Origin of the sequence: Lichenicoccus roseus (assembly GCF_005844085.1) — a bacterium.
In the GTDB taxonomy this organism is placed as follows: domain Bacteria; phylum Pseudomonadota; class Alphaproteobacteria; order Acetobacterales; family Acetobacteraceae; genus Lichenicoccus; species Lichenicoccus roseus.
In genome coordinates this window covers 90,350-113,550 of the sequence record NZ_VCDI01000005.1, presented here as the reverse complement: position 1 = coordinate 113,550, position 23,201 = coordinate 90,350, and the positions used below count along the sequence as shown (strand labels likewise).

Genomic DNA, 23,201 nt, shown 5'->3' with positions numbered 1-23,201 from the left:
GTTGTTTCGGTTTCAGCAAGTTTGATATCGAAACGACCTCGCTGTTGGCGCAACGCCGGCTTCCTGGACTGGAACTTGCGAGGCCAAGATCGCTTCCCCGCGGGAGATATCGATACACTCAATCCCAAGGAACACTGATGCCAAACGACAGTCCGGTGCTGCAGCCGGTTACCATCGGCGACCTGCACCTGCCGAATCGCGTGGTGATGGCGCCGTTGACCCGTAGCCGCTCCAGCGAGGCCGGCGTACCGCCGGATTTCGCCATCGACTACTATGCCCAGCGGGCCGATTGCGGGCTGATCATCAGCGAGGCGACCAACATCTCGGCACAGGCGCGCGGCTATGCGATGACGCCGGGGATCTTTACGCCGGAGCAGGTCGAGGCCTGGCAGCGCATCACCCGCGCCGTGCATCGGCGCGACGGCCGTATGTTCCTGCAGCTCTGGCACACCGGGCGTATCTCGCATCCAAGCCTGCATGGCGGCGCGCTGCCGGTGGCGCCCTCGGCCCTCAAGCCGAAGGGGCAGGCCTTCACCAACGACGGCATGCAGGACCACGTCACCCCGCGGGCGCTGGAGACCGACGAGATCCTGGCCATCGTCGAGGATTACCGGCACGCGGCGCAGTGCGCGAAGGATGCCGGCTTCGACGGTGTCGAGGTCCATTCGGCCAACAACTACCTCCTCGAGCAGTTCGTCCGCGACAGCACCAACCAGCGCACCGACCGCTATGGCGGCTCGATCGAGAACCGGCTGCGCTTTCCGCTCGAGGTGGTGAAGGCAGTGACCGAGGTCTGGGGCGGCGGCGGCCGGGTTGGTATCCGCATCTCGCCCGCCACCACCGAGCCGGGCAGCACCCCGCTCGACAGCACCGTGATGGCAACCTACGGCGCCTATGTCGACGCCCTGTCCAAGGTCGGGCTGCTCTACATCCACGACATCGAGGGCGTCACCCAGCAGACCCGCGACGTACCGGACGATGTCGACTTCCCGGCGCTGCGGCGGCGGTTCAGCGGGGCCTATATCGCCAACAACCAGTACACGCTCGAGCTGGCCGAGCAGATGCTGGCCGAGGACAAGGCCGACCTGTTCAGCTTCGGACGGTCCTACCTCGCCAATCCTGACCTGGTCGGGCGCCTGCGTAGCGGGGCGCCGCTCGCGGACGCGCCGAAATCGTACTGGTACGGTGGCGGCTCGGTCGGCTACTCGGACTGGCCGGGCATGAACGGCCAGATCACCATCGAGCGCTAGCCCGGTGGCAGCGGTGCTGCCAATCCCGATTGAACCGGATCGGCATGCTTGCCTGCTGGCGTTGAACAACGCTCATGCCGCCGAACTCTCGCTGCTTTCTGCGGCAGAGTTCGGCCGCCTTCTCGGGCAGGCATTCCACGCCGTGCGGATCGGCGAGGCCGATGCTTTCCTGCTGGCCTTCGATCAGGCCGCCGACTACGTCAGCCCGAACTTCCGGTGGTTCCGCGAGCGCCGCCGGCGGTTCGTGTATGTCGACCGGGTGGTGGTGGCGGCTCAGGCGCGCGGACGCGGATTGGCGCGGCTGCTCTACGACGACCTGTTCGACCGTGCTGCCGGGATGGGTCATGACCGCGTGGTCTGCGAGGTGAATATCGATCCGCCGAACCCGGTTTCGGATGCACTGCATGACAGGCTTGGCTTCGTCGAGGTCGGACAGGCCGCGATCCACGACGGGCGCAAGACGGTGCGCTACCTTGAGCGGCTCCTCGCAACCGGTAAGGAAGTTCCTTACCGTCCGTGACCCGGCCAACCAAGATCGCCGCCATCAAGGCGGGCGATGCCACTCGCATCGGACGGCTGTGCGGTCTGATCGCGTTCAGGTTGCCCACGAATGCCGGAATATATTGCGGGGCGTGAACGCGCCGACCGCCTAGCTCGACGCGTCCGGATCGCGCAGCTTGGCGAGGGCTTCGAGAAAGAAGTCGTCGCCGCCGAAATTGCCGGACTTGAGTGCCAGCATCAGTCCGGAGGAACGGGCGCCGACCGCCTGCAGCACCGGCACGCCGGGCGCGATCTCAGGCCCGATCAGGAAGGCCTGCAGGCCGAGCCGGTCGACAACGGCGCCCGAAGTCTCGCCACCAGCCACGATCAGCTGCCCGAGTCCCGCCGCCAGCAGCCCTTCCGCCAGTCCGGCCAGAGCCTGCTCGACCGCATGGCCCGCGGCCGGACCGCCGTGCCGTGCCTGGGTGGCGCGCACCGCTTCCGGCGGCGTGCTGCTCGCGATCAGTATTGGCCCCTTTGCGAGCCGCTGGGTCGCCCAGTCCAGTGCCCGCTGCGCTTCGGCGGGACCATCCAGAAGGGCATCGATATCGAGCTTCAGGCAGGGCATCCGGCGTTCTGCCACCTCGATCTGCCGTAGCGTGGCGGCCGAGCACGACCCGGCCAGGATCGCCGCGTGCGCATCCCGGTGGTCGGTGGACCCGACCGCGCTGACCGCATGCGCGGGCAATCCCTCGCGCGCCACCAGCGCACGCGCCAGCCCGTAGCCGATGCCGGAGGCGCCGGTGGAGACCGGCTCCGATAGCGCCGCTTCGCCGATGGCCAGCAGATGGCGGGGCGCCACGGAGTCCAGGATTGCGCTGCCGTTTCCGTCGGAGGCGAGCGCCTGCAGCGCGGCACGGATCGCATCCGGCCCCTGCTCGATGACGGCGAGCGGCACCAGCCCGACCGGGCTGGCGCTCTGCCGGGCCAGCACACGCACCAGGTTGCTGTCATGCATCGGGTTGAGCGGATGGTCCTTCAGCGGGCTCTCGTGCAGCGGCACGCCGTTCACGAACAGATGGCCCTGGTAGACGGTGCGCCCGGTCTCGATGAAGGCCGGGTTGACGGCAACGATGCCGCCCCCGGCGCGGGCTCGCAGCGCGTCCAGCACCGGGCCGATATTGCCGGCATCGGTGGAGTCGAAGGTCGAGCAGATCTTGAACAGCACGTGCCCGGCGCCGCGACCACGCAGCCAGCTCTCCGCTTCCAGCGACAGCTCCACCGCGCGATGGGCCTCGATCGAGCGGCTCTTCAGCGCCACCACCACGGCATCCACCTCGGGAAGCTCCAGGCTCGAAGGCGGCACGCCGATGGTCTGCACCGTGCGCAGGCCGCAGCGCGAGAGCATGCTGGCGAGGTCGGAGGCGCCGGTATAGTCGTCGGCGATGCAGCCGAGCAGGAGCGTCATGGCTCAGCGTTTCCTGGCATGGGGGGCGAACCAGCCGAGCCCGTCGACCGTTCTGCCGCGCGGGCGATACTCGCATCCCACGAAGCCCGCATAGCCGACGCGGTCCAGCTCCTCGAACAGGAACGGCCAGTTCAGCTCCTCGCCGTCCGGCTCGTTACGCGACGGCACGCTGGCGATCTGCACATGGCCGATCAGCCCGATCATCGCCCGCAGCGCCATGGTGACGTCGCCGTGCAGGATCTGCCGATGGTAGATGTCGAACTGCAGCTTCAGGTTCGGCAGGCCGAGTTCCTGGATCAGCAGCGCCGCGCGGGAGAAATCGCTCAGGAAATAGCCCGGCATGTCGCGGCCGTTGATCGGTTCCAGCACCAGGTCGAGCCCGCGCTCGCCGAGCCGTCCGGCGCAGTGCTCCACCGCTGCGGCGTAGGCCGCGGTGGCGCGCGGATCGTGTGCATCGGCGATCCCCGCCATCAGGTGCAGCCGGCGCACCCCGGTCGCCTCGGCGTAGGGCAGCGCGCGGTCGAGCAGCCCGTCCAGCTCCGGCGCGCGTTCCGGCAGTGCCGCCAGCCCGCGCTCCCCGGCCGCCCAGTCCCCCGGCGGCAGGTTGAACAGCGCCACCTCGAGCCTGTTGCGCGACACCCGCGCCCCGACCTCGTCGGGGGTGGCCTCGTAGGGGAACAGGAACTCGACGGCCTCGAAGCCCGCATCCGCTGCCGCGTCGAAGCGGTCGAGGAACGCATGTTCGTTGAACATCATGGTGAGGTTGGCGGCGAAACGCGGCATGGCTACTTCCCGGCCGGCAGCTTGAGCCCGGCAATCTGCGCATAGAGGCGGGCAACCGACGCATCGTCGTCCTGCGCCATTCCGGCTGCCGCCGTCATCAGATACATCTGCAACGCAGCGCCCGCGACCGGGACAGGAAACTTCAGGTCGCGCGCCATGTCCATGACGATGCCGAGATCCTTGGTGAAGATCGACACCGCGCTTTTCGGGCTGTAGTCGCCGTCCAGCACGTGCGGCACCCGGTTCTCGAACATCCAGCTGTTGCCGGCCGATTGCGTGATCACCTCGTAGACCCGCGCGAGATCGAGCCCCTGGCGCGATGCGAACGCGATCGCCTCGCAGGCGGCGGCGATATGTACGCCGGCAAGCAGCTGGTTGACCATCTTGAACGCCGAACCCAGGCCGGCCTCGTCGCCGAGGCGGTGCAACGTGCCGGTCATCGCGTCGAGTGCCGGCTGCGCCCGGGCAAATGCCGCGATGCTTCCGGACGCCATCATGGTCAGAGAGCCGTCGGCGGCGCGGCCGGCGCCGCCGCTCATCGGAGCGTCGAGATAGAGCCGGCCCGTCGCCTCCAGCCTTGACGCCAGCGCGCGCGCGGCTTCCGGGGCCATCGTCGCCGAGGAGACGAAAACCGCGCCCTCGGGCATGCTGCCGGCACAGCCTTCGGGACCGAACAGCACCGCCTCGGTCTGCGCGGCATTGACCACCACCGACACCACGCAGCCGGCGCCCTGCGCACACTCGGCGGGCGTCTGCGCCGGCACGCCGCCGTGCTCGGCGAAGCGCGCCACAGCAGCCTCGGAGACGTCGCAGCCCGCGACCTCGAAGCCGGCACGCTGCAGCGATTGCGCCATGCCAAGGCCCATCGAGCCAAGGCCGATGACGGACGCGCGCGGCTTGCCTGGACTGCTGGTCATTGTGCCTCCGGACGACTTAATGTGATTGCGCTGCCATGGCACATCGCGAAAACCCCGCCTACGGATATGGACCGGTCATGAACGAGAATGCCCTGCGCGAGCAGATCTGCATGTTTTCCCGCTCGCTGTTCGAGCGTGGCCTGACGCCAGGCTCTTCCGGCAATGTCAGTGCGCGCCTCGAGGACGGCAGCCTGCTGATGACGCCGACGAACGCCTCGATGGGCTTCCTCGATCCGGCGCGGCTGTCGCATCTCGGCATCGACGGGCGGTTGCTGTCCGGCGATCCGCCGACCAAGGAGATCCCGCTGCATCAGGCGCTCTACGAGACGCGGCACGGTGCCGGCGCGGTCGTGCATCTGCACTCCGCGCACAGCGTCGCCGTCTCCATGCTCCCCGGCATCGATCCGCGCACGGTGCTGCCGCCGCTGACGCCGTACTATGTGATGCGCGTCGGTCAGACGGCGCTGATCCCGTATCACCGCCCCGGCGACGCCGCGGTGGCCGGCGCCATACGCGGGCTCGCCGGCCGCTACTCCTCCGTCCTGCTCGCCAATCACGGCCCCGTCGTTGCCGGCCGCGACCTTGAAGCTGCCGTCTATGCGATGGAAGAGCTGGAAGAGACCGCGCGGCTCTACCTGATGCTGCGCGGCCTGGATCCCCGGGCGCTGACCACTGCGCAGGTCGACGATCTGGTCGCGACCTTCAAGATCGACCTGCCGGTGCCGGATGCGCATGGTGACGGCGCCGGGGCCTAGCCTGCCTCAGACCTTCACGTAGTTGCGCCAGTTGTGCTTCTCCTTGAAGCCCAGCTTCTCGCGAACCTTCTTGTTCGAGAGCAGGCCCTCGAACTCACCGAGCTCCGCACGCACCGGCACGTTAGGGTAATAGCGTCGCAGCAGCTCGGCCGTCGGCAGGTCCGACGAAGTGTGGTCATTGGCGGCATTGAAGACCTGGTAGCCAAGGCCGTCGGTCTCGATGCCGAGACGCACGATCTCACCGAGGTCGCGCGCGTCGATGTAGCTCCAGGCGATCTTCTTGCGGAAGTCCGGCTTGGCGAACCAGCCCGGGAACAGCTCGTACTCGGACGGCTCGACCACGTTGCCGATGCGCAAGGCGTAGATGTCCGAGTTGTTGCGCAGCGAGAAGGCGCGAGCGGTGCGCTCGTTGCAGATCTTGGACAGCGCGTAGCTATCCATCGGATCGACCGGATACTCCTCGTCGAGCGGGAAATAGTCCGGCTCGCGCGGCGTGTTGGCAAACACCACGCCGTAGGTGGTCTCGCTCGACGCGATGATCACCTTCGGGATGCCGAGCTTGGTGGCGGCATCGAGCACGTTGTAGGTGCCCATGACGTTGATCCGGTAGGTCTCGTTGTCCGGCACGATCATGACGCGCGGGATTGCCGCGAAATGCACCACCGCGTCGATCTTGTTCGGCCGCAGGTCGGGGTCGAACTCGTGCAGTCCGGTATAGGACGAGAACGCGTTGAACAGCTGGCCGGCATCGGTGATGTCGGTGATCAGCGTGCGGACCTTCGGGTTGTCCAGCGGCTTCTGGTCGATGTTGAGCACGTGGTAGCCCCGCTCGACCAGGTACTGCACCACGTGGCGGCCGGCCTTGCCGCTGCCGCCGGTGAAGAGAATTTGCTTCATTCTGCTATCCTTGTAACGCGACCCGTCCCGGTCAGAACTGGTACTGGTCGATGTTGTCCTTGTTGAACACCAGCGGCTTGCTGAACACGATCACCTTGTTCTTCGCGGTGAAGGTGCCGAGGTCGCCCGCGGTGAAGGTGCTGTTCGGCCCGATCGCGTTGTTGGCCGCCAGCCGCGCCACGTACATCACCAGCTCGCCTTCCTTGACCTCGTCCCAGAGCGGGGTCTCGCGGATGGTGCCCGACTTCACGTATTGCCGGATCGAGTTCGGATCGCTGCACCCGCCGACGACCACCTTGCCGGACTTGCCGAGCTTCTCGACAGCGGCGGCGGCGCCTACCTCGGCCGCACCGTCGGGGGCGATGATCGCGGTCACGTTCGGGTTGGCCTGCAGGATATTGAGACCGGCGGTCAGCGACTGCGACGGGCTCGACTGGCCATACTGGGTGGTCACGATCTTGATGTTCGGGTAGTGCGCCGAGAGATAGGTCTTGAGCGCGTTGATCCACTCGTTCTGGATCGTGGCATCCGGCGTCGAGGACAGGATCGCGATCTCGGCGTCGGGCTTGATGTACTTGGCGACGGATTCGACCAGCGCCTTGCCGAACTCGGCATAGTCGGTGTTCTGGATGAAGAAGTCGCGCGCGTCAGCCGCCACGTCGCTGTCGTACGACACCACCTTGATGCCCTGCTTGCGGGCGCGCTTGAGCGCGGGTGCCAGCTGCGTCGGGTTGTTCGAGGTGGTCGTGATGACGTTGAAGCGGCGCGCGATCAGGCTGTTGAACACGTCCACCTGTCCCTGCGCGGAGGCGGTGACCGGGCCGGTATAGAGGAAGTCGATATTGAGCGATTTCGCCGCGGTCTCGGCGCCCTGCTGGTTCGCCTTGAACACCGACAGCCCGACCAGCTTCGGCACCATCGCGACCTTGATGCGCTTGCCGGTGTCGATGTCGGCGGCATGCGCCGAGACGAGCCCGGCCAGCATCAGGGGACCCGCCAACAGTGCCGCGCGAAGCCGGTAGGAGAGTGAGGAGGTCATGGAGTTCCTGTTTCCCTGGTTGAGGTCGTGACGTTCATTCCGCGGCGCTGCCTGTCGTTGCAGGCCGGCGGCCGCGTATCCGTGTCAGCAGCGCGGCGAGCCCGGTGCCACGTCCCGACAGGATATTCTTGATCGCGATGGCGCCGAGCAGGATGGCGCCGGTCAGCATCGTGGTGACCATGTCGGAATAGCCTGCGATCAGCATGCCCTGGCGCAGGAAGCCCAGCAGCAGGACGGCGATCACCACGCCGGCGATGGTCCCCTCGCCACCGAAGATGCTGACGCCGCCGAGCACCACGATGGTGATGGTGCTGAGCAGCAGCACGTCGCCCATGTCGGGACGCACCGCGCTGTAGTAGGCGGCGAGCACGATGCCGGCGAACGCCGACATGACGCCGCTGATCACGTAGGCGCTGAGCACGATGCGGTCGATGCGCAGGCCGCTGTAGCGGGCTGCCTCGCTGCTGTAGCCGACCATGACGATGCGACGGCCGAAGGTGCTGTATTGCAGGAGCAGCGTGAACAGCAGGGCGAGCACGGAGAACAGCACCAGCTGCAGCGGGATCGGGCCGATCAGGGTGCCGGTGCCGATCAGGTTGAAGGCGTCCGGGAAACCCGCCGGCGGCGAGGGGCCGGCGAGCGCGGTGGCGATGCTGGCATAGATGAAGCTGGTGGCCAGCGTTGCGATCAGCGGTTCGGTGCGCAGCCGGGTGATGATCAGGCCATTGACGGCGCCGAGCACGCCGCCGGCCAGCAGCCCGACCACCGCCGCCAGCCAGATCGAGACGTGCAGGCCGCTCCACAGCTCGGCCATGACGATTGCCGACAGCCCTGCGGTGGCGCCGACCGAGAGGTCGATCCCGCCGGTCAGGATCACCGTGGTCAGGCCGAGCGCTACCAGGCCGAACGGCAGGAAGTTCTCGGTGAGCGCCAGGAAGCCGGCGAAGCCTGGATAGAAGCCGTCGACCGACAGGCAGAGGCCGGCGACCAGCAGCACCAGCAGCACCAGCAGCGAGCGCTCCCAGCCATCGAGAGGCAGCCGGGCGGCGTTGCGGCGGCGCGCGGTGACCTCGTTGCGGCCCGGGTTGCTCGGATCGGCCATGTCAGTTCGCCCCGCCGCGGTTCTGCCGCATGCCGGCGGTGACGGTGACCAGGATCATCAGCCCCTCGCCGGCGGAGTACCAGATCGGCGGCACATGGATGAACACCAGCGCGGTCAGGATGACGCTCAGGAACAGCGAACCGAGCACGGTGCCGACGACGTTGCCGCGCCCGCCGGCGATCGCGGTGCCGCCGATCAGCGCCACCGCGATGGATTGCAACTCGACATGATCGCCGGTGCCGGTGGTGACGGTGGCCGAGCCGGTGTAGCAGACGAACATCAGCCCGGCGATCGCGGCCAGCAGACCGGACAGCGCATAGACGCGCACCTTCACGCCGGTGACGCCGATGCCGGCATTGTAGGCGGCGGCGTCGTTGTTGCCGACGGCCAGGATGGCGCGGCCGAAGCGCGTGTGGTTCAGCATGAACCAGACCAGCAGCAACGCCACCGCCAGCACCACGACGGCGATCGGGACCGGGATGAACGGTGCGACGAAGCCGTTGCCGAGCGTCGCATAGGCACGCGGCACGGAGTCGACCTGGGTGCCGTTGGAGTAGACGAACACCAGGCCGCTGTACAGGCTGTAGGTGCCGAGCGTGGTGATGATCGGCGGGATCGCGAGGCGTGCGACCAGCAGGCCGTTCAGCGTGCCGAGCAACAGGCCGAGCACGATGGCGATTCCGACCGCGCCCACCAAGGGCAACCCGCTCGATTGCGCGAGCAGGCCGGTCACCACCGCGGTCAGGCCCATCACCGGCGCCACCGAGAGGTCGATGCCGCGGGTGGCGATCACCAGGGTCTGGCCGAGTGCGACCAGCGACAGCACCACCGAGTTCAGCAGCATGAAGCGCAGGTTCTGCGTCGACATGAAGCCATGGTTGAAGAGGCCGACGGTCACGATGGTCAGTGCGGTGGCGACGATGAGGGTGATCTCGCGCACCTCGCGCCGGCTGCGTCGTGGCGCGGCTGCGCTCATCTCGCGCTCCGGAACCCCGGCGGCGGGCAGCGGCAACGTGGTCATGCAGCCAGGCCGTCGCGGCTCAGATAGGACTGGCCGACGCGCGCCGGCGTGATATCGGCGCCCTCGATCTCGGCCACGATGCGGCCCTCGTAGATCGACAGCACGCGGTCGCACAGCCGCACCAGCTCCTCCATCTCCGACGAGATGACCAGGATCGCGAGACCCGCCTTGGCGAGTTCCTCGATCAGCTCGTAGATCTCATCCTTGGCGCCGACATCGACGCCGCGTGTCGGCTCGTCCAGGATGGCGACGCGCGGCTGCAGCCCCATCCATTTGCCGAACACCACCTTCTGCTGGTTGCCGCCGGAAAGCTGCCGCAGCGGCTGGTCGATGCCGGCGCAGCGGACGCGGTACTGCGTGACGATGGCCGCCCCGGTACGGTCCTCGTCGTTCCGGTCGATCAGGCCGAAGCGCTGGCGCAGCCGGTCGAGCAGGCCGGAGGTGATGTTCTCGGTGATGGTCATCGGCAGGATCGCGCCGTGCCGTGCACGATCCTCCGGCACATAGACCAGGCCGCGGCGGATGATGGCATGCGGCGCGAGGCCGGTGATCTCGTCGCCACCGAGGCGGACATGCCCGGCATCCGGCGTCCGGATACCGAAGATGGTCTCGGCGATCTCGGTGCGTCCGGCGCCGACGAGGCCGGCAAGCCCGAGCACCTCGCCTTCGTGGAGCGTGAAGCCGACATCGTGGAAGCGGGGGGCGTGCGCCAGACCTTCGACCTGCAGCATCGGCCGGCCGGTGCTGAACGAGGCCGTGCGACGGGGGATGACCCGCATCTCGCGCCCGACCATCTGCGACAGTAGCCTGACGCGGTCGAAGCCGCTGCGATCCACGGTGTCGACCAGCGCCCCATCGCGCAGCACGCTGATATCGTCGCTGATGTCGAGCACCTCGTCCATGCGATGGCTGATGAAGCCGAGCGTGCAGCCATCGTCGCGCAGCCGCCGCATGATGCCGAACAGCCGCTCGACCTCGTGACTGGTGAGCGGCGAGGTGGGCTCGTCGAACAGGATGATGCGGCAGCCGCGCAGCAGCGCCTTGGCGCACTCCACCTGCTGCTGCTGCGCGATCGACAGATGGCGCGCGAGCTGGCCGACATCGATGGCGAGACCCAGCGACGACAGCGCCTGCTGCGCCTGCCGGCGAAGTCCGGGCCAGTCGACCCGGCGGGGGAACCCTGCACGCGTCGGCAGCTGGCCCACGAACATGGTCTCCGCCACCGTCAGCTCCGGCATCAGCGCCGGCTCCTGCGGCACCAGGTAGATGCCGCGCTGGTGGGCATCGTGCGGGGCCGAGAACGCGACCGGGGCGCCATCGAGGCGCAACTCGCCGGTGGTGGGGCGAAGCAGCCCGGAAAGGATCTTGAACAGCGTGGATTTGCCGGCGCCGTTCTCGCCCATCATCGTGTGGATGCGGCCGGGCCGGAGCGTCAGGCTGACCCCACGCAGGACGGAGACGCTCCCGAACGTCTTGGTGACCTCGGTGGCCTGATAGTGGCCAGCGGCGACGGGGGCCGTTTCTGCTGCGGCGTAAGACATCTCGATGGACTTCCCGGATGCCCGTTCAACTCGGGCAATCGCTGCCGCCGCTCGGCGCGACGTTGCTTGGCACGGACCGTAGCGGGGCGGCCATGGTAGCGCAACCAACAAATTCGTACCACCAGGGTCCGGGCTTATTGGCGCGCTGAGGCCCGCCGTCTATGCTTCTGCTGCAATGACATCGACGAGAATGGCGGTTCGCCGCCGTGCGCATAGCGGCGCCGTGACGCTGAAGGATGTCGCCGAGCGCGCGGGCGTCGCACCGATCACGGTTTCGCGTGCGCTCAACGCGCCGGACAGCGTCTCCGCCGCGTTGCGGGCACAGGTCGAAGAGGCGGTGAGCGCGCTCGGCTACGTGCGCAACCAGTATGCCGGCGCGCTGGCCTCGGCAGCGAGCCGGATCATCCCGGTGATCGTGCCGTCGCTGTCCAACGCGGTGTTCATCGAGGTGATCCAGGGCATCCAGCAGGTGCTGGAGGAGGCCGGCTACCAGCCGCTGCTCGGCAATACCCAGTACGACCTGGACCGCGAAAGCAAGCTGGTCGCGACCCTGCTCGGCTGGTCGCCCGCCGGACTGATCGTCGCCGGCATGCGGCACGCCGAGCGCACGCGGACCCTGCTGCGTGGCTATGGCCGGCCGCTGGTCGAGATCATGGAACTGGGCGCCCGGCCGATCGACATGAATGTCGGCCTGTCGCACGTCCGCGCCGGTGAGACGATGGGGCAGCACCTGGTCGAGCGGGGCTACCGGCAGATCGGCTTCATCGGTGGCCGGCTGAAGCAGGACTATCGTGCGGCACAGCGCTACCGGGGCCTGGACCAGGCGCTGGCGGCGGCAGGGCTGGCCCGGCGGCCACCGTTCGAGCATGACCAGAAATCCAGCGCGCAGGTCGGCGGGAACGCGCTGATGGCGACGCTCGAGGCCGCGCCTGAGCTCGATGCCCTGTTCTTCGCCAATGACGACCTCGCCGTCGGCGCCCTGCTGCGGGCGCAGCGCGAGGGCATCGTGGTGCCGGCGCGGGTGGCGATCGCCGGCTTCAACGGCCTTGAAATCAGCGCCCTGACCACGCCGCCGCTCACCACCATCGTCTCGCCGCGCCAGCAGATCGGCGAAATCGCTGCCCGCAAGCTGCTCGGCCGGATCCAGGGCCACGCGTCCGGGCCGGCGCGCATCGATGTCGGCTTCCGGCTGGAGGTGCGCGCCAGCACCTGACGTCGTCAGAACCGGCGCGGCGCCTCGTTGTGGTTGTGGTCGCGCATGTCGCCGCCGGTCTCGCCGTCCTCGACATCGCTATCGACCATGTCGCTCGAAGCGCTGTGGTCGCCGCCATGCGCCGCGATCTCACGCTCCACCGGGCCGGCGGTGCGGTCGATCCGGTAGATGGTCTCGATGCTGGCCGCATGGGCGCGCTCGGACGCCTGCCGGGTCGCCTCCTCGAAGGAGAGCGGGGCGCCGTGCGCGTCGGTCATGCGGGCGTTGCCCTCGCTTCGATCGGCGTCGATGGCGATCAGCTCGATCATCACCGTCTTCGGGTCATCCTCCTCGAAGCGTCGCATCACCACCACCGCCGGTCCGTTGGGCAGCGGATCGTGCGGGGCGAGATCGATGATTTTGGCCATGCTGCTCTCCTGTCCTGCTTCGAGAACGAGGCAGCGACGATGCGGTTCGGCCATCGATCCCGGAGGATCGGCCGGTCAACCGCCGGGCGGCACCACCATGCACGGGATGTCGTGTCCGCCGAGGGCGGCGCAGGCAGCTCCCGCGCCGGGCCGCGCGAGCCCGGCGAGGCGGGCGCGATACAATACGGCGCCGCCGAAGCGGCTGGTCTGCATCACCAGGCTGCGTGCCGCCGCAAGCTGCGCATAGGCGGCCTGTCGCGCCATCGTGGTCGCGAAACGGGCCTGTCCGGGGGAGTTGTAGGCGCCGACCTGGATCGACCAGTCGCCGAACGCCGGCGGCGCGTAGGAGACGTTGGCGTAGGCAGGCGCGTAGGCAGGAGCGCGCGGTGCGGGGGCAGGCGGGGCCGGCATGGCGATCGCCGAGACCACCGGAGGAGCCGGCGCTTGCCAGCCGGAGGCGGGCCGGCAGGGCGCGGAAGGATCGTAGGCGGCGTCGGGATCCTGCCCGCAGCCGATGTTCGATGCGGCGGGCGGGGCATAGGACGCGGGGGCGTACGACGCAGCCTGCACGACGGGTTGCACCGGTGCCGGCTGGCAAGGCGCTTCCGGGTCGTACGCCGCATCCTGATCGTGCCAGCAGGCGCCGGCTTGCCGCGACCGTGCGTGCCAGGAAGCCAGCCGCACCGGCGCCGAGGGTGGCACGTAGGCGAGGTTCCGGCTGTTGTCGGCATAGGTCGCCAGCGGACCGCTCATGGCCAGCTCCGTGCCGAGATTGGGCGCGATCGACGCGACGTAGTCCACCGTCTCGTTCGGCAGCGACCGGCCGGTGTTGAGGTAGTCGTCGAGCCGCTGCGGGCCGGCGTTGTAGGCCGCGAGGAAGGCCGGTGCGCCATAGCGGTCGTACATCAGCCGGATATAGGCGGTGCCGGCCATGATGTTGTCGTGCGGCTCGAACGGGTCGCTGCCGAGACCGTTCTGCGCCTGCATGTCGGCGTAGGTGGCCGGCATAAGCTGCATCAGTCCCATTGCGCCTGCGCCGGAGACGATCGGCTGGCCGTAGCGATATTCCTGGCCGCCGGACTCCTGCCGCATCACCGCCCGGATCCATTGCTGCGGCACGCTGAAGCGGTTCGCGGCCTGCCGGATGTAGGGCCGCCAGGGGTCGCCGGGCGGTCCCGGCTCGGGGTAGTCGGTGCGGCCCGGACCATAGGCCACGCGCTGGCCGCCGCTGCAGGCAGTCAGCATCAGCATGGCGCCCAGGATCGAGGCGCGCAGGAACGGCGGCCGGGTCATTGCCGGCGGATGGTGAGCCGTCGCGCTGCCGCAATCAATCCGAGGTTACGCCTGCGGGTGGACACGGGCGCGATTGCGTCATGTGGAGTGCTGATAAGCCACAGAAGCAGGGTGCTAGAGCAGGCAGAGCGCCGCCAGCTCGCGACGCAGCGAGGCCGGCAGCACGTCACCGCCTGCGTCAGGCTGCAACCCCAGATCCGCCGGCGCATCCGCCGGCGTGAGGTAGCGCCAGCCCTGGAACGGACGCACCAGGCGCGGCAGCACCGGCACCGGAGGTCCCTGCAGGATGATCGCGATGCACGGAGAGCCGTCGTCGCGATGATCCGGCACGAACTCCGCCACCTCCTGCCGGCAAAGCAGCACGCCAGCCATCACCCAGTACAGCGAACCGCCATCGAGGATCTCGTCGGCACGGCGCGGATGGTTTCGGGTGCGCAGGAACGGCCGGCGGCCGTGCGCGTCGCTGTTCCGCGCCCGGTCCGACTGGAACCGGACGAGCGTCTCGATGTCGGGGGCGCCGACCGCCAGTTTGATCAGGTGCAGCACCTACCAGGCGATGTCCTTGTTCTCGTACGACACGTATTGGCTGCCCGGGCTTCCCGCGCGGGCAGCGATGGCGTTGGCCATGCCGCGCGCGCTGGTCTCGACATCGAGGGTCGCGTCCGCGCCACCCATGTCGGTGCGCACCCAGCCCGGATCGATTGCCAGCATCGCCCGTGGATCGCCCTTGTTCTCGGCGGCGTAGCTGCGCAGCATGGTGTTCAGCGCCGCCTTGCTGGCGCGGTAGCCGGTCCAGCCGCCGCTGGTGTTGTTGGCGACGCTGCCGAGGCCGGACGTCATCACCGCGATCACGCCATCCGGCTTGGCGACCAGCGGGGCCAGCGCCCGCACCGCGCGCATCGGTCCGAGCGCGTTGGTCAGCAGGATGTGCGCGAATGCCTCGTCGGTGATGTCGGAGAGCGTCTCGCCCGGGCCGTTCGAGATGCCGGCGACCACGAACAGCAGGTCGAGCGGCCGGCCGCCGACCGCGTCGTCGAGACCGGCGAAAGTCGCGGGCCGGGTGACGTCGGCTTCGGCCAGCGAGAGCCTGGCATGTTCCTTCGCCAGCGCGTGCAGCGGGCCCTGCGCGGCACCCGGGCGGACGGTGCCGATCACGTCCCAGCCGCGCTGCAGATATTCCCGCGCGAGGCCGAGCCCCAGGCCGCGTGATGCGCCGATGATCAAAGCGAGCATGGTCGTAGTGTCCTTGTCACGGATGCACGGCGCCGTTCCGGTTCTGCCCGTTCTGGGCTTCTCCCTCCTGCGCCTGTTGCACGAAACGATCCAGGAAGCGTTTGGTGTCGACCGTCTGCACGATCGTGACAGGGCGCAGGCCCATGTTGCGCGGCGCAAGCGCCTCCGGCCAGACGTGCGCGTGGCCGTAGTCGATGCCCGGGTTGGTGTCGATGTCGAGATACGCCTGCACCGACCTGGTCACCAGGTACGGGTCGGCCGCGATGGCCGAGGTCAGCTCGTCCCACATCGGCAGCGGCGCGTAGTAGCGGCTCAGGTACTGCGTCAGCGCGTTGTGGCGGGCGGCGATGCGCGCCATCAGCGCGTGGGTCATCAACACCGCGTTCGACACGTTGCCGACCGAGGTGATCTTCGGCCAGGGCGCGGTCAGCACGATATGCGCCGCCTCGGGATCGAAGATCATGTTGAAGTCCGACGCGAAGTCGGCGTTGCCGGTGACCGCCTCCATGTTGGTGTCGATCAGCGCGCCCATGAACACCAGCTGCTTTGCATCGGTCGCGAAGGTCGCATCGAGCCGGATCGCCAGGGCAAGGTTGGTCAGCGGCCCGGCGGCGACGATGGTGACCTGGTGCGGATGCGCGTGCACGGTGCGGATCAGGAACTCGGCGGCGCGCTCCGCCCCCTCCCTGGACGACAATGCCTTGGTCGTCGGCGCACCTTCGTCGAGCGCCGGCACCGGCGGCTGCGTCGCCGGGACCTTGTCGATCGAGCCGAGGCCACCCCAGGCGCCCTTCCACGGAATGGTGCCGTATGCCTTCTCCCAGAGCCGCATGCGCGCCACGCTGTTCACCAGCGGCAGCGTCGCGCCATCCACCACCGGGATGTCCGGATGCCCGGCGATCTCCAGGAAGCGGCGCAGGTGCGCGCTCTCGGCATTCTCCCAGCCATCGCCGACGACGACGGTGAAGCCGAGCACCTGCACCGCGGGGTCGGCGAGCAGCGGCAGGGTGGATTGCAGGTCGGAGCCGCCCGGCCCGAGATAGTCGTTGTCCTCGATCACCAGCATCGGCGCCGCCGCGCGGGCCGGCACCCGGGAAGCGGGCACCCAGGCGGCGGCAAGGGCGAGGAGCAGCGCAAACCGCCGGGTCATGCGGATCATGGGCAGCCTTTCAGAGCACAAGGGCGGCCAGCAGCGCATCCAGGCGCAGCCGGCCCTCGGAGGTCGCGGCGAGGCAATCGCCATGCCACGCCACGTAGCCCGCCTCGATGGCATCGCCCAGCACGTCGCCGTCGATCGCGTCGGCCAGTGCGATGCCGGTGCGCGCCGCGAACCTCGCGGCCGGGATGCCTTCCGCCAGCCGCAGCCCCATCAGCAGCATCTCGCGCGCCCGCTCGCCGGGTTCCAGCGGCGTCTCCGAGGTCTGGCCGCTGCCCATGCGCTCGACGCGCTCGGCCCAGGGCTCCGGGGCGCGATGGCGGCGGGTAGCGTGCAGGCGTCCGTCCAGCGTCAGCCTTCCGTGCGCGCCGGGGCCGATGCCGGCATAGTCCTGGTAGCGCCAGTAGGCGAGGTTGTGCCGGCTTTCCGCCCCGGGACGGGCGTAGTTCGAGATCTCGTAGCCGAGCAGGCCATGGCGTGCCGCCACGGTCGCGGTCTCGCAGTACAACGCCGCCGCGTCGTCTTCGTCGGGCAGCGCGATCAGCCCCTGCCGATGCAGCGCCTCGTAGCGGGTGCCGGGCTCGATGGTGAGCTGGTAGAGCGACAGATGGTCCGCGACCAGGGCGAGGGCGGCGTCGAGTTCGGCCCGCCACTCCGCCATCGCCTGTCCCGGGCGCGCATAGATCAGGTCGAACGAGATGCGCGGGAACAGCGTGCGCGCCAGCTCGAGCGCCGCGATCGCCTCGCCCGCCGTATGCTCGCGCCCGAGCCGGTGCAACGCCTCGCCGTCCAGCGCCTGGATGCCGAGCGACACCCGGTTGACCCCGGCCTCGCGGAAGCCGCGCAGCCGACCGGTCTCGACGGAAGTCGGGTTCGCCTCCAGCGTGATCTCCATGTCGGGGACAGGATCGAACAGGGTGGTCGCCTGTTCGATCAGGGCCGCCACGCTGTCCGGCGCCATCAGGCTGGGCGTGCCGCCACCGAAGAAGATCGAGGTGAGCGGACGCCGACCCAGGCGTGCCGCCTCATGCGCCAGCTCACGCGACAACGCGTGCGCGAACCGCGCCTCCGGCACCACGTCCCGGACGTGGCTGTTGAAGTCGCAGTACGGGCACTTGGCGAGGCAGAACGGCCAGTGGATGTAGAGCGCGAGCGGTTCGGGCACTTCGCTCAGATGGCGACCCGGACGCCCAGTTCGACGACGCGATCGCTCGGGATGCGGAAGAATTCGGTGGTGGTGACCGCATTGCGCGCCATCACCAGGAACAGCGACAGCCGCCAGAGCGGCATGCGCGGGATGGTGGCGCGCACCAGCACCTCGCGGTTCACGAAGTAGCTCGCCTGCATCGCATCGAACGCCACCCCATGGCTCTTCAGCTCCTCGAGGGCGCGCGGCAGATTGGGGCTCTCCATGAAGCCATAGCGGAGCGTCACCCGGTGAACGCCCGGCGCCAGTTCCTCGACGCTCATGCGGTGGTTGCGGCCCGCCTCGGGCTGGTCGAGGTTCTGGATCGTGACGAACAGCACCCTGTCGTGCAGCACCTTGTTATGCTTCAGGTTGTGCAGCAGCGACGCCGGCACGACGTCCGGGTTGCCGGTCAGGAACACCGCCATGCCGTGCACCCGCACGGTGCGCGACTGCGGCAGCCGGGCCAGGAACGAGGCCAGCGGCATGCTGTCCTGCTTCCAGCGCAGCGCCAGCAGTTCGCGGCCGCGTTTCCAGCTGGTCATCAGCGCGGTCAGCACGATGCCGAGCAGCACCGGCACCCAGCCGCCTTGCGGGATCTTGAGCGCATTGGCGGCGAAGAACACCGTGTCGATCAGGAAGAAGCCGCCGAACACGGTAACCGCGGCGAAGCGAGACCAGCCGAACTGCCGGCGGAACACCACCATCGCCAGGATGCAGGTGCACATGAAGGTCCCGGTGACGGCTATGCCATATGCGGATGCAAGCGCGTCGGAGGAGCGGAACGCCAGCACCAGCAGCAGCACGCCGACCATCAGCGCCCAGTTGATCTGCGGGACGTAGATCTGGCCTTCCTCGTTCGGATTGGTGTGGCTGACCCGCATGCGCGGCAGGTAGCCGAGCTGCACGGTCTGGCGTGCGATCGAGTAGGCGCCGGTGATCATCGCCTGGCTGGCGATCACGGTGGCGGCAGTCGCCAGCAGCACCATCGGCAGCCGCAGCCAGTGCGGCCCGAGCAAGAAGAATGGATTAGCGATCGCCTCGGGGTGGTTGATGATCAGCGCGCCCTGGCCGAGGTAGTTCAGCGCCAGCGACGGCAGCACGAAGACCAGCCAGGCGAGCCGGATCGGCGGCGCGCCGAAATGGCCCATGTCGGCATACAGTGCCTCGGCGCCGGTGACCGACAGCACCACGGCGCCGAGTGCCACGAAGGCGATCCAGCCATGATGCCAGACGAAGATCACCGCATGGTGCGGCAGCAGGGCCTCCAGCACGGACGGGTAGCGCACCACCTCGATGGCGCCGAGCACCCCGATGGTGCCGAACCACACCACCATGACCGGCCCGAAGATGCGCCCGACGCTGCCGGTGCCACGCCACTGCATGCTGAACAGCGCGACGATGACGCCGACCGCGATCGGCAGCACCACCTCGCGCGCGGAGGGGATGCTGACCTCGAGGCCCTCGATGGCGGACAGCACCGAGATGGCGGGCGTGATGGTGCCGTCGCCGAAGAACAGGCAGGCGCCGATGATGCCGACGAGGCCGAGCATCGCATGCATCCTCGCACCCGAGGCGACGCGCTGGGCGAGCGCCATCAGCGCCAGGATGCCGCCCTCGCCGCCGTTGTCGGCGCGCATCACCAGCAGGACGTATTTGATGGTCACGATCAGGATCAGCGACCAGAAGATCAGGCTCTCGATGCCGATCACCTCCCAGCGCGTCGGCGCATGCTCGCTGATGATCGAGATGGTGGATTTCAGCGCATAGAGCGGGCTGGTGCCGATGTCGCCATAGACGACGCCGAGCACGCCCATGAGCGACGCCACGCCGATGCTGCCGCGCGGCGTGGCGCGGGACGTGCCATGGGGCACTCTCGATCCGGGCGCCGGGAGGGCCATGGCGGCTGCGGTGTGGGCGCCGGTGGTCGGGGAAGGCTGCATGCCGTCGAGCGGGGCTCCGGCGTCACGGCTCATGAAGAGGCTCCGGAGGGGCCCGGCACAGGTCCGGGGAGCGCCCCCATACTGCTCATCGAGCGAGCGAGGCAAGCGGCGGGGTGGCGCCGGCCGGAGGCGTCTGGATGGCCTGCGTTGCGCTCTCCTGGACGGGGCGGGCGCCGAACAACGCCGAGCCGACCCGCACCTGCGTGGCGCCCTCCTCGATGGCCTGCTCGAAATCCCCCGACATGCCCATCGACAGCGTTTGCAGGCCGAAGCCGGCGGCGAGATCCGCCAGGGCACGAAAATGTGGCCGCGGGTCGCCCTCCACCGGCGGGATGCACATCAGGCCGGTGAGCCGGTCGCCGAAGCGCGTCTGGCAGTTCCGGATGAACTTTTCCGCATCGGCGCGGGCGACCCCGGCCTTCTGCGGCTCGTCGCCGATATTGACCTGCACCAGCAGCTCCGGCAGCCGGCCTCCGGCTTCCGCCGCGCGGGCGATGGCGTCGGCCAGGCGCGGGCGATCCAGCGTTTCGATGACGTCGGCGAGGCGCACCGCGTCGGCCGCCTTGTTGGTCTGCAGCGGGCCGATCAGGTGCAGCACCAGGTCGGGATGCTGTTCGCGCAGGGCCGGGAACTTGGCCTGCGCCTCCTGCACGCGGTTCTCGCCGAAGCGGCGCTGCCCACAGGCCAGCAATTCAGCCACCCGCTCCGCCGGATGCGTCTTGGAGACGGCGACCAGCGAGATCGCATCGGCCGGCCGGCCACTGGCGGCGGCGGCTCGCTCGATCCGCGCGCGTATTGCATCCAGGGCCGCCTGCATCGACATCGGCCCTAGGCTGGAACCGGTCATGCCCGCGGTCAAGCGCCCTCCTGGCAGCGGCGCGCCGGCGCCCGCTCAGCACAGCAGCCGGGCTGCCTCGGAGCCGACCAGGATCTCGCATAGCCGCATCCGGTCCACCGCGGTGAGCCAGCTCGCCCGCCCGCCGTCCGCGCAGAAGGCGACGATCTGCTTGAAGATGTGGTCCTGGGCGACTGCCGCGCCGAGCGGGCGGGACGCCACGTCTAGGCGTTTCAGCGCCCGCAGGTGCGCCTCGATTCGCTCCACCATGGCATCCTCCGCCGCCGCGCCGCCGGGCGCCGTCAGCGCCCACCGGCGGACCTGATCGAAGCCGAGTTCCAGCGCAACGCAGCATTCGGATGCAAGCTCGTGCCGCCGCGGCGCGAGCTGGGGGCCGAAGCGCGCCATGTCGCCACGCAGGCTGCTGAAGCCGACGACGCGGGACGCCAGCCGTGCCTGTGCCGCAAGGGCTCCGTCGGCGCTGGAAGCCGTTGCCGGTGGCCGGTGCAGGTGCCCGACCACGCCCTCCATGACGCTCTGCAGGGCATCGTCCAGCGGCCGCACCAGCATGCTCTCGCGGGCAACCGCAAGCATGGTATCCAGCATGTCCTCGGGCCGGCCGGTGCGTTCCAGCAGCAGCGCGACCACCAGCGCACAGCCGATCGGGCCCGACCGCGTTGCCGCGAGCAGCAACGGTCGCAGGCTGCGAACCTCGATCTCATGGCCCTGGGCGGCGAGCCTGAGTGGAGCGGCTTGGGAGAACAGCAGCCGCAGGGCTTCGCAGAGCGGCTCGAGCATGCCTTGCCTGATGCCGGTCTCCGCCCTGAAGGCGGTACTGTGCCAGTGCTGCGGCAACGAGGTCTCCGCGAGCAGCCGGGCGGCTTCGGTCCAGAGCTGCGGTGCCGGCTCGGTGCCGGCGGCGAGGGCGGTATCGACCTCGGCGATGGTGGCCAGGCGCAGCCTCACCAAGGCCGTCACCGGGGCAATGATGCTGCGCGGGATGCTGCCGAGGCCGGCGCGCCAGGCGGCGGGCGTGGCGATCACCGGATCGAACGGCTCGAACAAGGCGCGTGCCAGCGTGCGCCGGCGGATCGGCCCCAGCATCCTGAGGCGCGGACGCACGGCGTCCAGCACGCGATCGACGTCGCCGCGCGCCACCAGGCTGTCCAGCAGGCCGGTGATCCGCATGGCAGCCTCGTCGCTCGCCTCCTGCACCCGCGTGGCGAGGGACGCGATGGCCGGCAGCGTGGCGGTCGCATGCATCGGCTTGGCAGCGGGCGGCTCGACAGCGGGCGGCCCGGCAGCGGGCGGCTCGGCAGCGGGCAGCTCCGCACCGGGCGTCTGCGCCGTCATCGTGGCACTCCGGCCGGCGTGCCGGGGAGATCGTCCGCCGAAGCCGGCGGGCTGTCGTCCGGGTCGTCGAGACGGAGCTCGGCGAGACGCAGCCGCTCGTTGCGGCACGTCCGGTCCATCGCCAGGGCGGACCCGCTCCGGTCGGCGGGTTGGCCCGCTTCGGAAGCATCGGTCGCGGCGGACGGCTGCGTCACCGCCATCCGGCTCGAGATGTCTTGCGTGAGCAGCTGCGCCACCGCCCTGCGGCCGGCCGCCCCGAATGCCGGATCGGCCCGCACCAGGCAGAGCCGGTCCCAGCCATCCAGCAGCCAGGATGGCTGCATGAGGAGTTGCGTCACCGCGTCGGGGTCGTGCCGCCAGTCCGCGAGCAACGCGAGGGGCTTGTCGAAGGCGGCCCGCGCCTGCCGCAGCGCGTCGCAGGCAAGGGTGTGCCGGGCGAGGATGCAGGCCGCCACCGCGCCCTGGCCGACGCTTCCCGCCCGCGCCATCAGCTGCAGGATGCGCGGCAATCGGAACCGGTCGCCGGCCGGTCCGAAGCCGAGCGGCAACGCGACCGTGGCAAGGGCGGTCGCCGAGGCCGACAGCTCTGCCGCGGCAAGACCATCGAGCCGGCCGGCCTGCATACCGATGCGCGCGGCGATCGCCTCCGGCGCGCCACCCAGCCAGATGGCCTGCTCCTCGAGCCCCGCGGTCCAGGGATCGAAGCGTGTCATCCGCGCTCCCGGCAGATCGAGGGCGCAGGCCGTTTCGAGCAGCAGATGCGATCGCAGCCGGAGCAGGTTGGTGCGCTCGGCGGCCTGGGCGGTACGGGCAACCTGGGCCGCCCGGCGTCCGCAAAAGCCTTCGCCGGCCGCTTCCAGCGCCGCCGCCCGGACCCGGTCCGGGGTCAGCGGGGCGCCGGCGCCCGGTTGCAGGAGTTCGAGGAGGCGGCTGTCGTGCAGGCTCGGCGTCGCCTGCAGCCGGATTGCCTCCCAGCTTCCGACATAGATGCCGCGCCCGCCACCGGGGTTGCCGATCAGCATTTCGAGCTCGCCCGACGCCCCGACGCGGGCACGCAGCCCGACCAGGTCAGGCCCGGTCAGCGGCAGTCCCACGCCGGGAACGCCGATCCGCCTTGCCGGAGCGGTCCAGGCGACGCCGGACCGGATCTGCCCCAGCCTGATGCCCGTCCCCAGGCCGCTTGCGGTTGCGCTGCTCACCTGTGCCGGCATGCTTCGATGGCCCGTCGCCCTTCACGGATCCGGCAGCGCTGGCGAGACGGCCTGTCGCGTGCCATCTGCTCTCCATGCCCCCTCTGCCTTCGATCCATCGTACCGGCGGTCTATGAAC

Annotated in this window: 22 protein-coding genes; 4 read left to right on the top strand and 18 right to left on the bottom strand. The window is 69.3% G+C overall.

The genetic code is table 11. The annotated features are described in order from the left end of the window. Nucleotides 1-137: 137 nt before the first annotated feature. Nucleotides 138-1,250, top strand: a complete 1,113-nt coding sequence (locus FE263_RS14725) for an alkene reductase (RefSeq protein WP_138326792.1) — start codon at nt 138-140, stop codon at nt 1,248-1,250. A 4-nt stretch (nt 1,251-1,254) separates the two neighbouring features. Beyond that, nucleotides 1,255-1,770, top strand: coding sequence for a GNAT family N-acetyltransferase (locus FE263_RS14720; protein ID WP_138326791.1), 516 nt, complete (start codon nt 1,255-1,257; stop codon nt 1,768-1,770). A gap of 129 nt (nt 1,771-1,899) precedes the next feature. Here FE263_RS14720 and otnK read toward each other — a convergent pair whose 3' ends face one another. The 3 genes from otnK to ltnD are packed head-to-tail and all read right to left on the bottom strand — an operon-like array spanning nt 1,900 to nt 4,898. Continuing rightward, a complete protein-coding gene (otnK, locus tag FE263_RS14715) occupies nt 1,900-3,198 on the bottom strand; it encodes a 3-oxo-tetronate kinase (RefSeq protein ID WP_138326790.1) in 1,299 nt (432 codons plus the stop codon). 3 nt (nt 3,199-3,201) lie between these two features. Continuing rightward, on the bottom strand, nt 3,202-3,981 hold the full coding sequence (gene otnI, locus FE263_RS14710; protein WP_138326789.1) for a 2-oxo-tetronate isomerase: 780 nt from the start codon (nt 3,979-3,981) through the stop codon (nt 3,202-3,204). Between the two features lie 2 nt (nt 3,982-3,983). Then, nucleotides 3,984-4,898, bottom strand: a complete 915-nt coding sequence (gene ltnD, locus FE263_RS14705) for an L-threonate dehydrogenase (RefSeq protein ID WP_138326788.1) — start codon at nt 4,896-4,898, stop codon at nt 3,984-3,986. A gap of 77 nt (nt 4,899-4,975) precedes the next feature. On the opposite strand from ltnD, the gene otnC reads away from it, so the two are divergent. Next, complete coding sequence (gene otnC, locus FE263_RS14700; protein ID WP_138326787.1) at nt 4,976-5,653, top strand: 3-oxo-tetronate 4-phosphate decarboxylase; 678 nt, start codon at nt 4,976-4,978, stop codon at nt 5,651-5,653. Between the two features lie 6 nt (nt 5,654-5,659). Here otnC and FE263_RS14695 read toward each other — a convergent pair whose 3' ends face one another. From FE263_RS14695 to FE263_RS14675, 5 genes are read right to left on the bottom strand one after another with little or no spacing between them, the layout of a single operon-like run. Beyond that, a complete protein-coding gene (locus FE263_RS14695; protein ID WP_138326786.1) occupies nt 5,660-6,550 on the bottom strand; it encodes an NAD-dependent epimerase/dehydratase family protein in 891 nt (296 codons plus the stop codon). Between the two features lie 31 nt (nt 6,551-6,581). Continuing rightward, entirely contained in the window at nt 6,582-7,589 is a 1,008-nt protein-coding gene (locus FE263_RS14690) for an autoinducer 2 ABC transporter substrate-binding protein (RefSeq protein WP_138326785.1), read from the bottom strand. A 34-nt stretch (nt 7,590-7,623) separates the two neighbouring features. Then, a complete protein-coding gene (locus FE263_RS14685; RefSeq protein ID WP_138326784.1) occupies nt 7,624-8,691 on the bottom strand; it encodes an ABC transporter permease in 1,068 nt (355 codons plus the stop codon). A 1-nt stretch (nt 8,692) separates the two neighbouring features. After that, complete coding sequence (locus FE263_RS14680) at nt 8,693-9,712, bottom strand: ABC transporter permease (RefSeq protein ID WP_138326783.1); 1,020 nt, start codon at nt 9,710-9,712, stop codon at nt 8,693-8,695. Beyond that, the gene (locus FE263_RS14675) at nt 9,709-11,253 is read right to left on the bottom strand and encodes a sugar ABC transporter ATP-binding protein (RefSeq protein ID WP_138326782.1); all 1,545 of its coding nucleotides are present in this window, start codon (nt 11,251-11,253) and stop codon (nt 9,709-9,711) included. The genes FE263_RS14680 and FE263_RS14675 overlap by 4 nt, the downstream gene beginning before the upstream one ends. 190 nt (nt 11,254-11,443) lie before the next feature. Here FE263_RS14675 and FE263_RS14670 point away from each other — a divergent pair, with 190 nt between their 5' ends. Beyond that, nucleotides 11,444-12,466, top strand: coding sequence for a LacI family DNA-binding transcriptional regulator (locus tag FE263_RS14670; RefSeq protein WP_240759637.1), 1,023 nt, complete (start codon nt 11,444-11,446; stop codon nt 12,464-12,466). A gap of 5 nt (nt 12,467-12,471) precedes the next feature. Here FE263_RS14670 and FE263_RS14665 read toward each other — a convergent pair whose 3' ends face one another. From FE263_RS14665 to FE263_RS14620, 10 genes are all read right to left on the bottom strand, one after another. Continuing rightward, a complete protein-coding gene (locus FE263_RS14665) occupies nt 12,472-12,873 on the bottom strand; it encodes a hypothetical protein (protein WP_138326780.1) in 402 nt (133 codons plus the stop codon). Between the two features lie 75 nt (nt 12,874-12,948). Further along, a complete protein-coding gene (locus FE263_RS14660) occupies nt 12,949-14,166 on the bottom strand; it encodes a lytic transglycosylase domain-containing protein (protein WP_138326779.1) in 1,218 nt (405 codons plus the stop codon). A gap of 114 nt (nt 14,167-14,280) precedes the next feature. After that, on the bottom strand, nt 14,281-14,712 hold the full coding sequence (locus FE263_RS14655) for a DUF1489 family protein (RefSeq protein ID WP_138326778.1): 432 nt from the start codon (nt 14,710-14,712) through the stop codon (nt 14,281-14,283). Next, nucleotides 14,713-15,399, bottom strand: a complete 687-nt coding sequence (locus FE263_RS14650; protein ID WP_138326777.1) for an SDR family NAD(P)-dependent oxidoreductase — start codon at nt 15,397-15,399, stop codon at nt 14,713-14,715. It lies immediately after the preceding gene. Nucleotides 15,400-15,415: 16 nt separating this feature from the next. Beyond that, nucleotides 15,416-16,549, bottom strand: coding sequence for a nucleoside hydrolase (locus FE263_RS14645; RefSeq protein ID WP_408886197.1), 1,134 nt, complete (start codon nt 16,547-16,549; stop codon nt 15,416-15,418). A gap of 19 nt (nt 16,550-16,568) precedes the next feature. Beyond that, complete coding sequence (hemW, locus tag FE263_RS14640) at nt 16,569-17,720, bottom strand: radical SAM family heme chaperone HemW (protein ID WP_138326775.1); 1,152 nt, start codon at nt 17,718-17,720, stop codon at nt 16,569-16,571. Nucleotides 17,721-17,725: 5 nt separating this feature from the next. Further along, nucleotides 17,726-19,717, bottom strand: coding sequence for a potassium transporter Kup (locus FE263_RS14635; protein ID WP_240759635.1), 1,992 nt, complete (start codon nt 19,715-19,717; stop codon nt 17,726-17,728). A 52-nt stretch (nt 19,718-19,769) separates the two neighbouring features. Beyond that, nucleotides 19,770-20,531: a YggS family pyridoxal phosphate-dependent enzyme gene (locus tag FE263_RS14630; RefSeq protein WP_138326989.1), complete on the bottom strand. Its 762-nt coding sequence runs from the start codon at nt 20,529-20,531 to the stop codon at nt 19,770-19,772. Between the two features lie 45 nt (nt 20,532-20,576). Continuing rightward, complete coding sequence (locus FE263_RS14625; protein ID WP_138326774.1) at nt 20,577-21,872, bottom strand: hypothetical protein; 1,296 nt, start codon at nt 21,870-21,872, stop codon at nt 20,577-20,579. Next, entirely contained in the window at nt 21,869-23,071 is a 1,203-nt protein-coding gene (locus FE263_RS14620; RefSeq protein ID WP_138326773.1) for a hypothetical protein, read from the bottom strand. Before FE263_RS14620 ends, FE263_RS14625 begins: the two co-directional genes overlap by 4 nt. Nucleotides 23,072-23,201 lie beyond the last annotated feature (130 nt).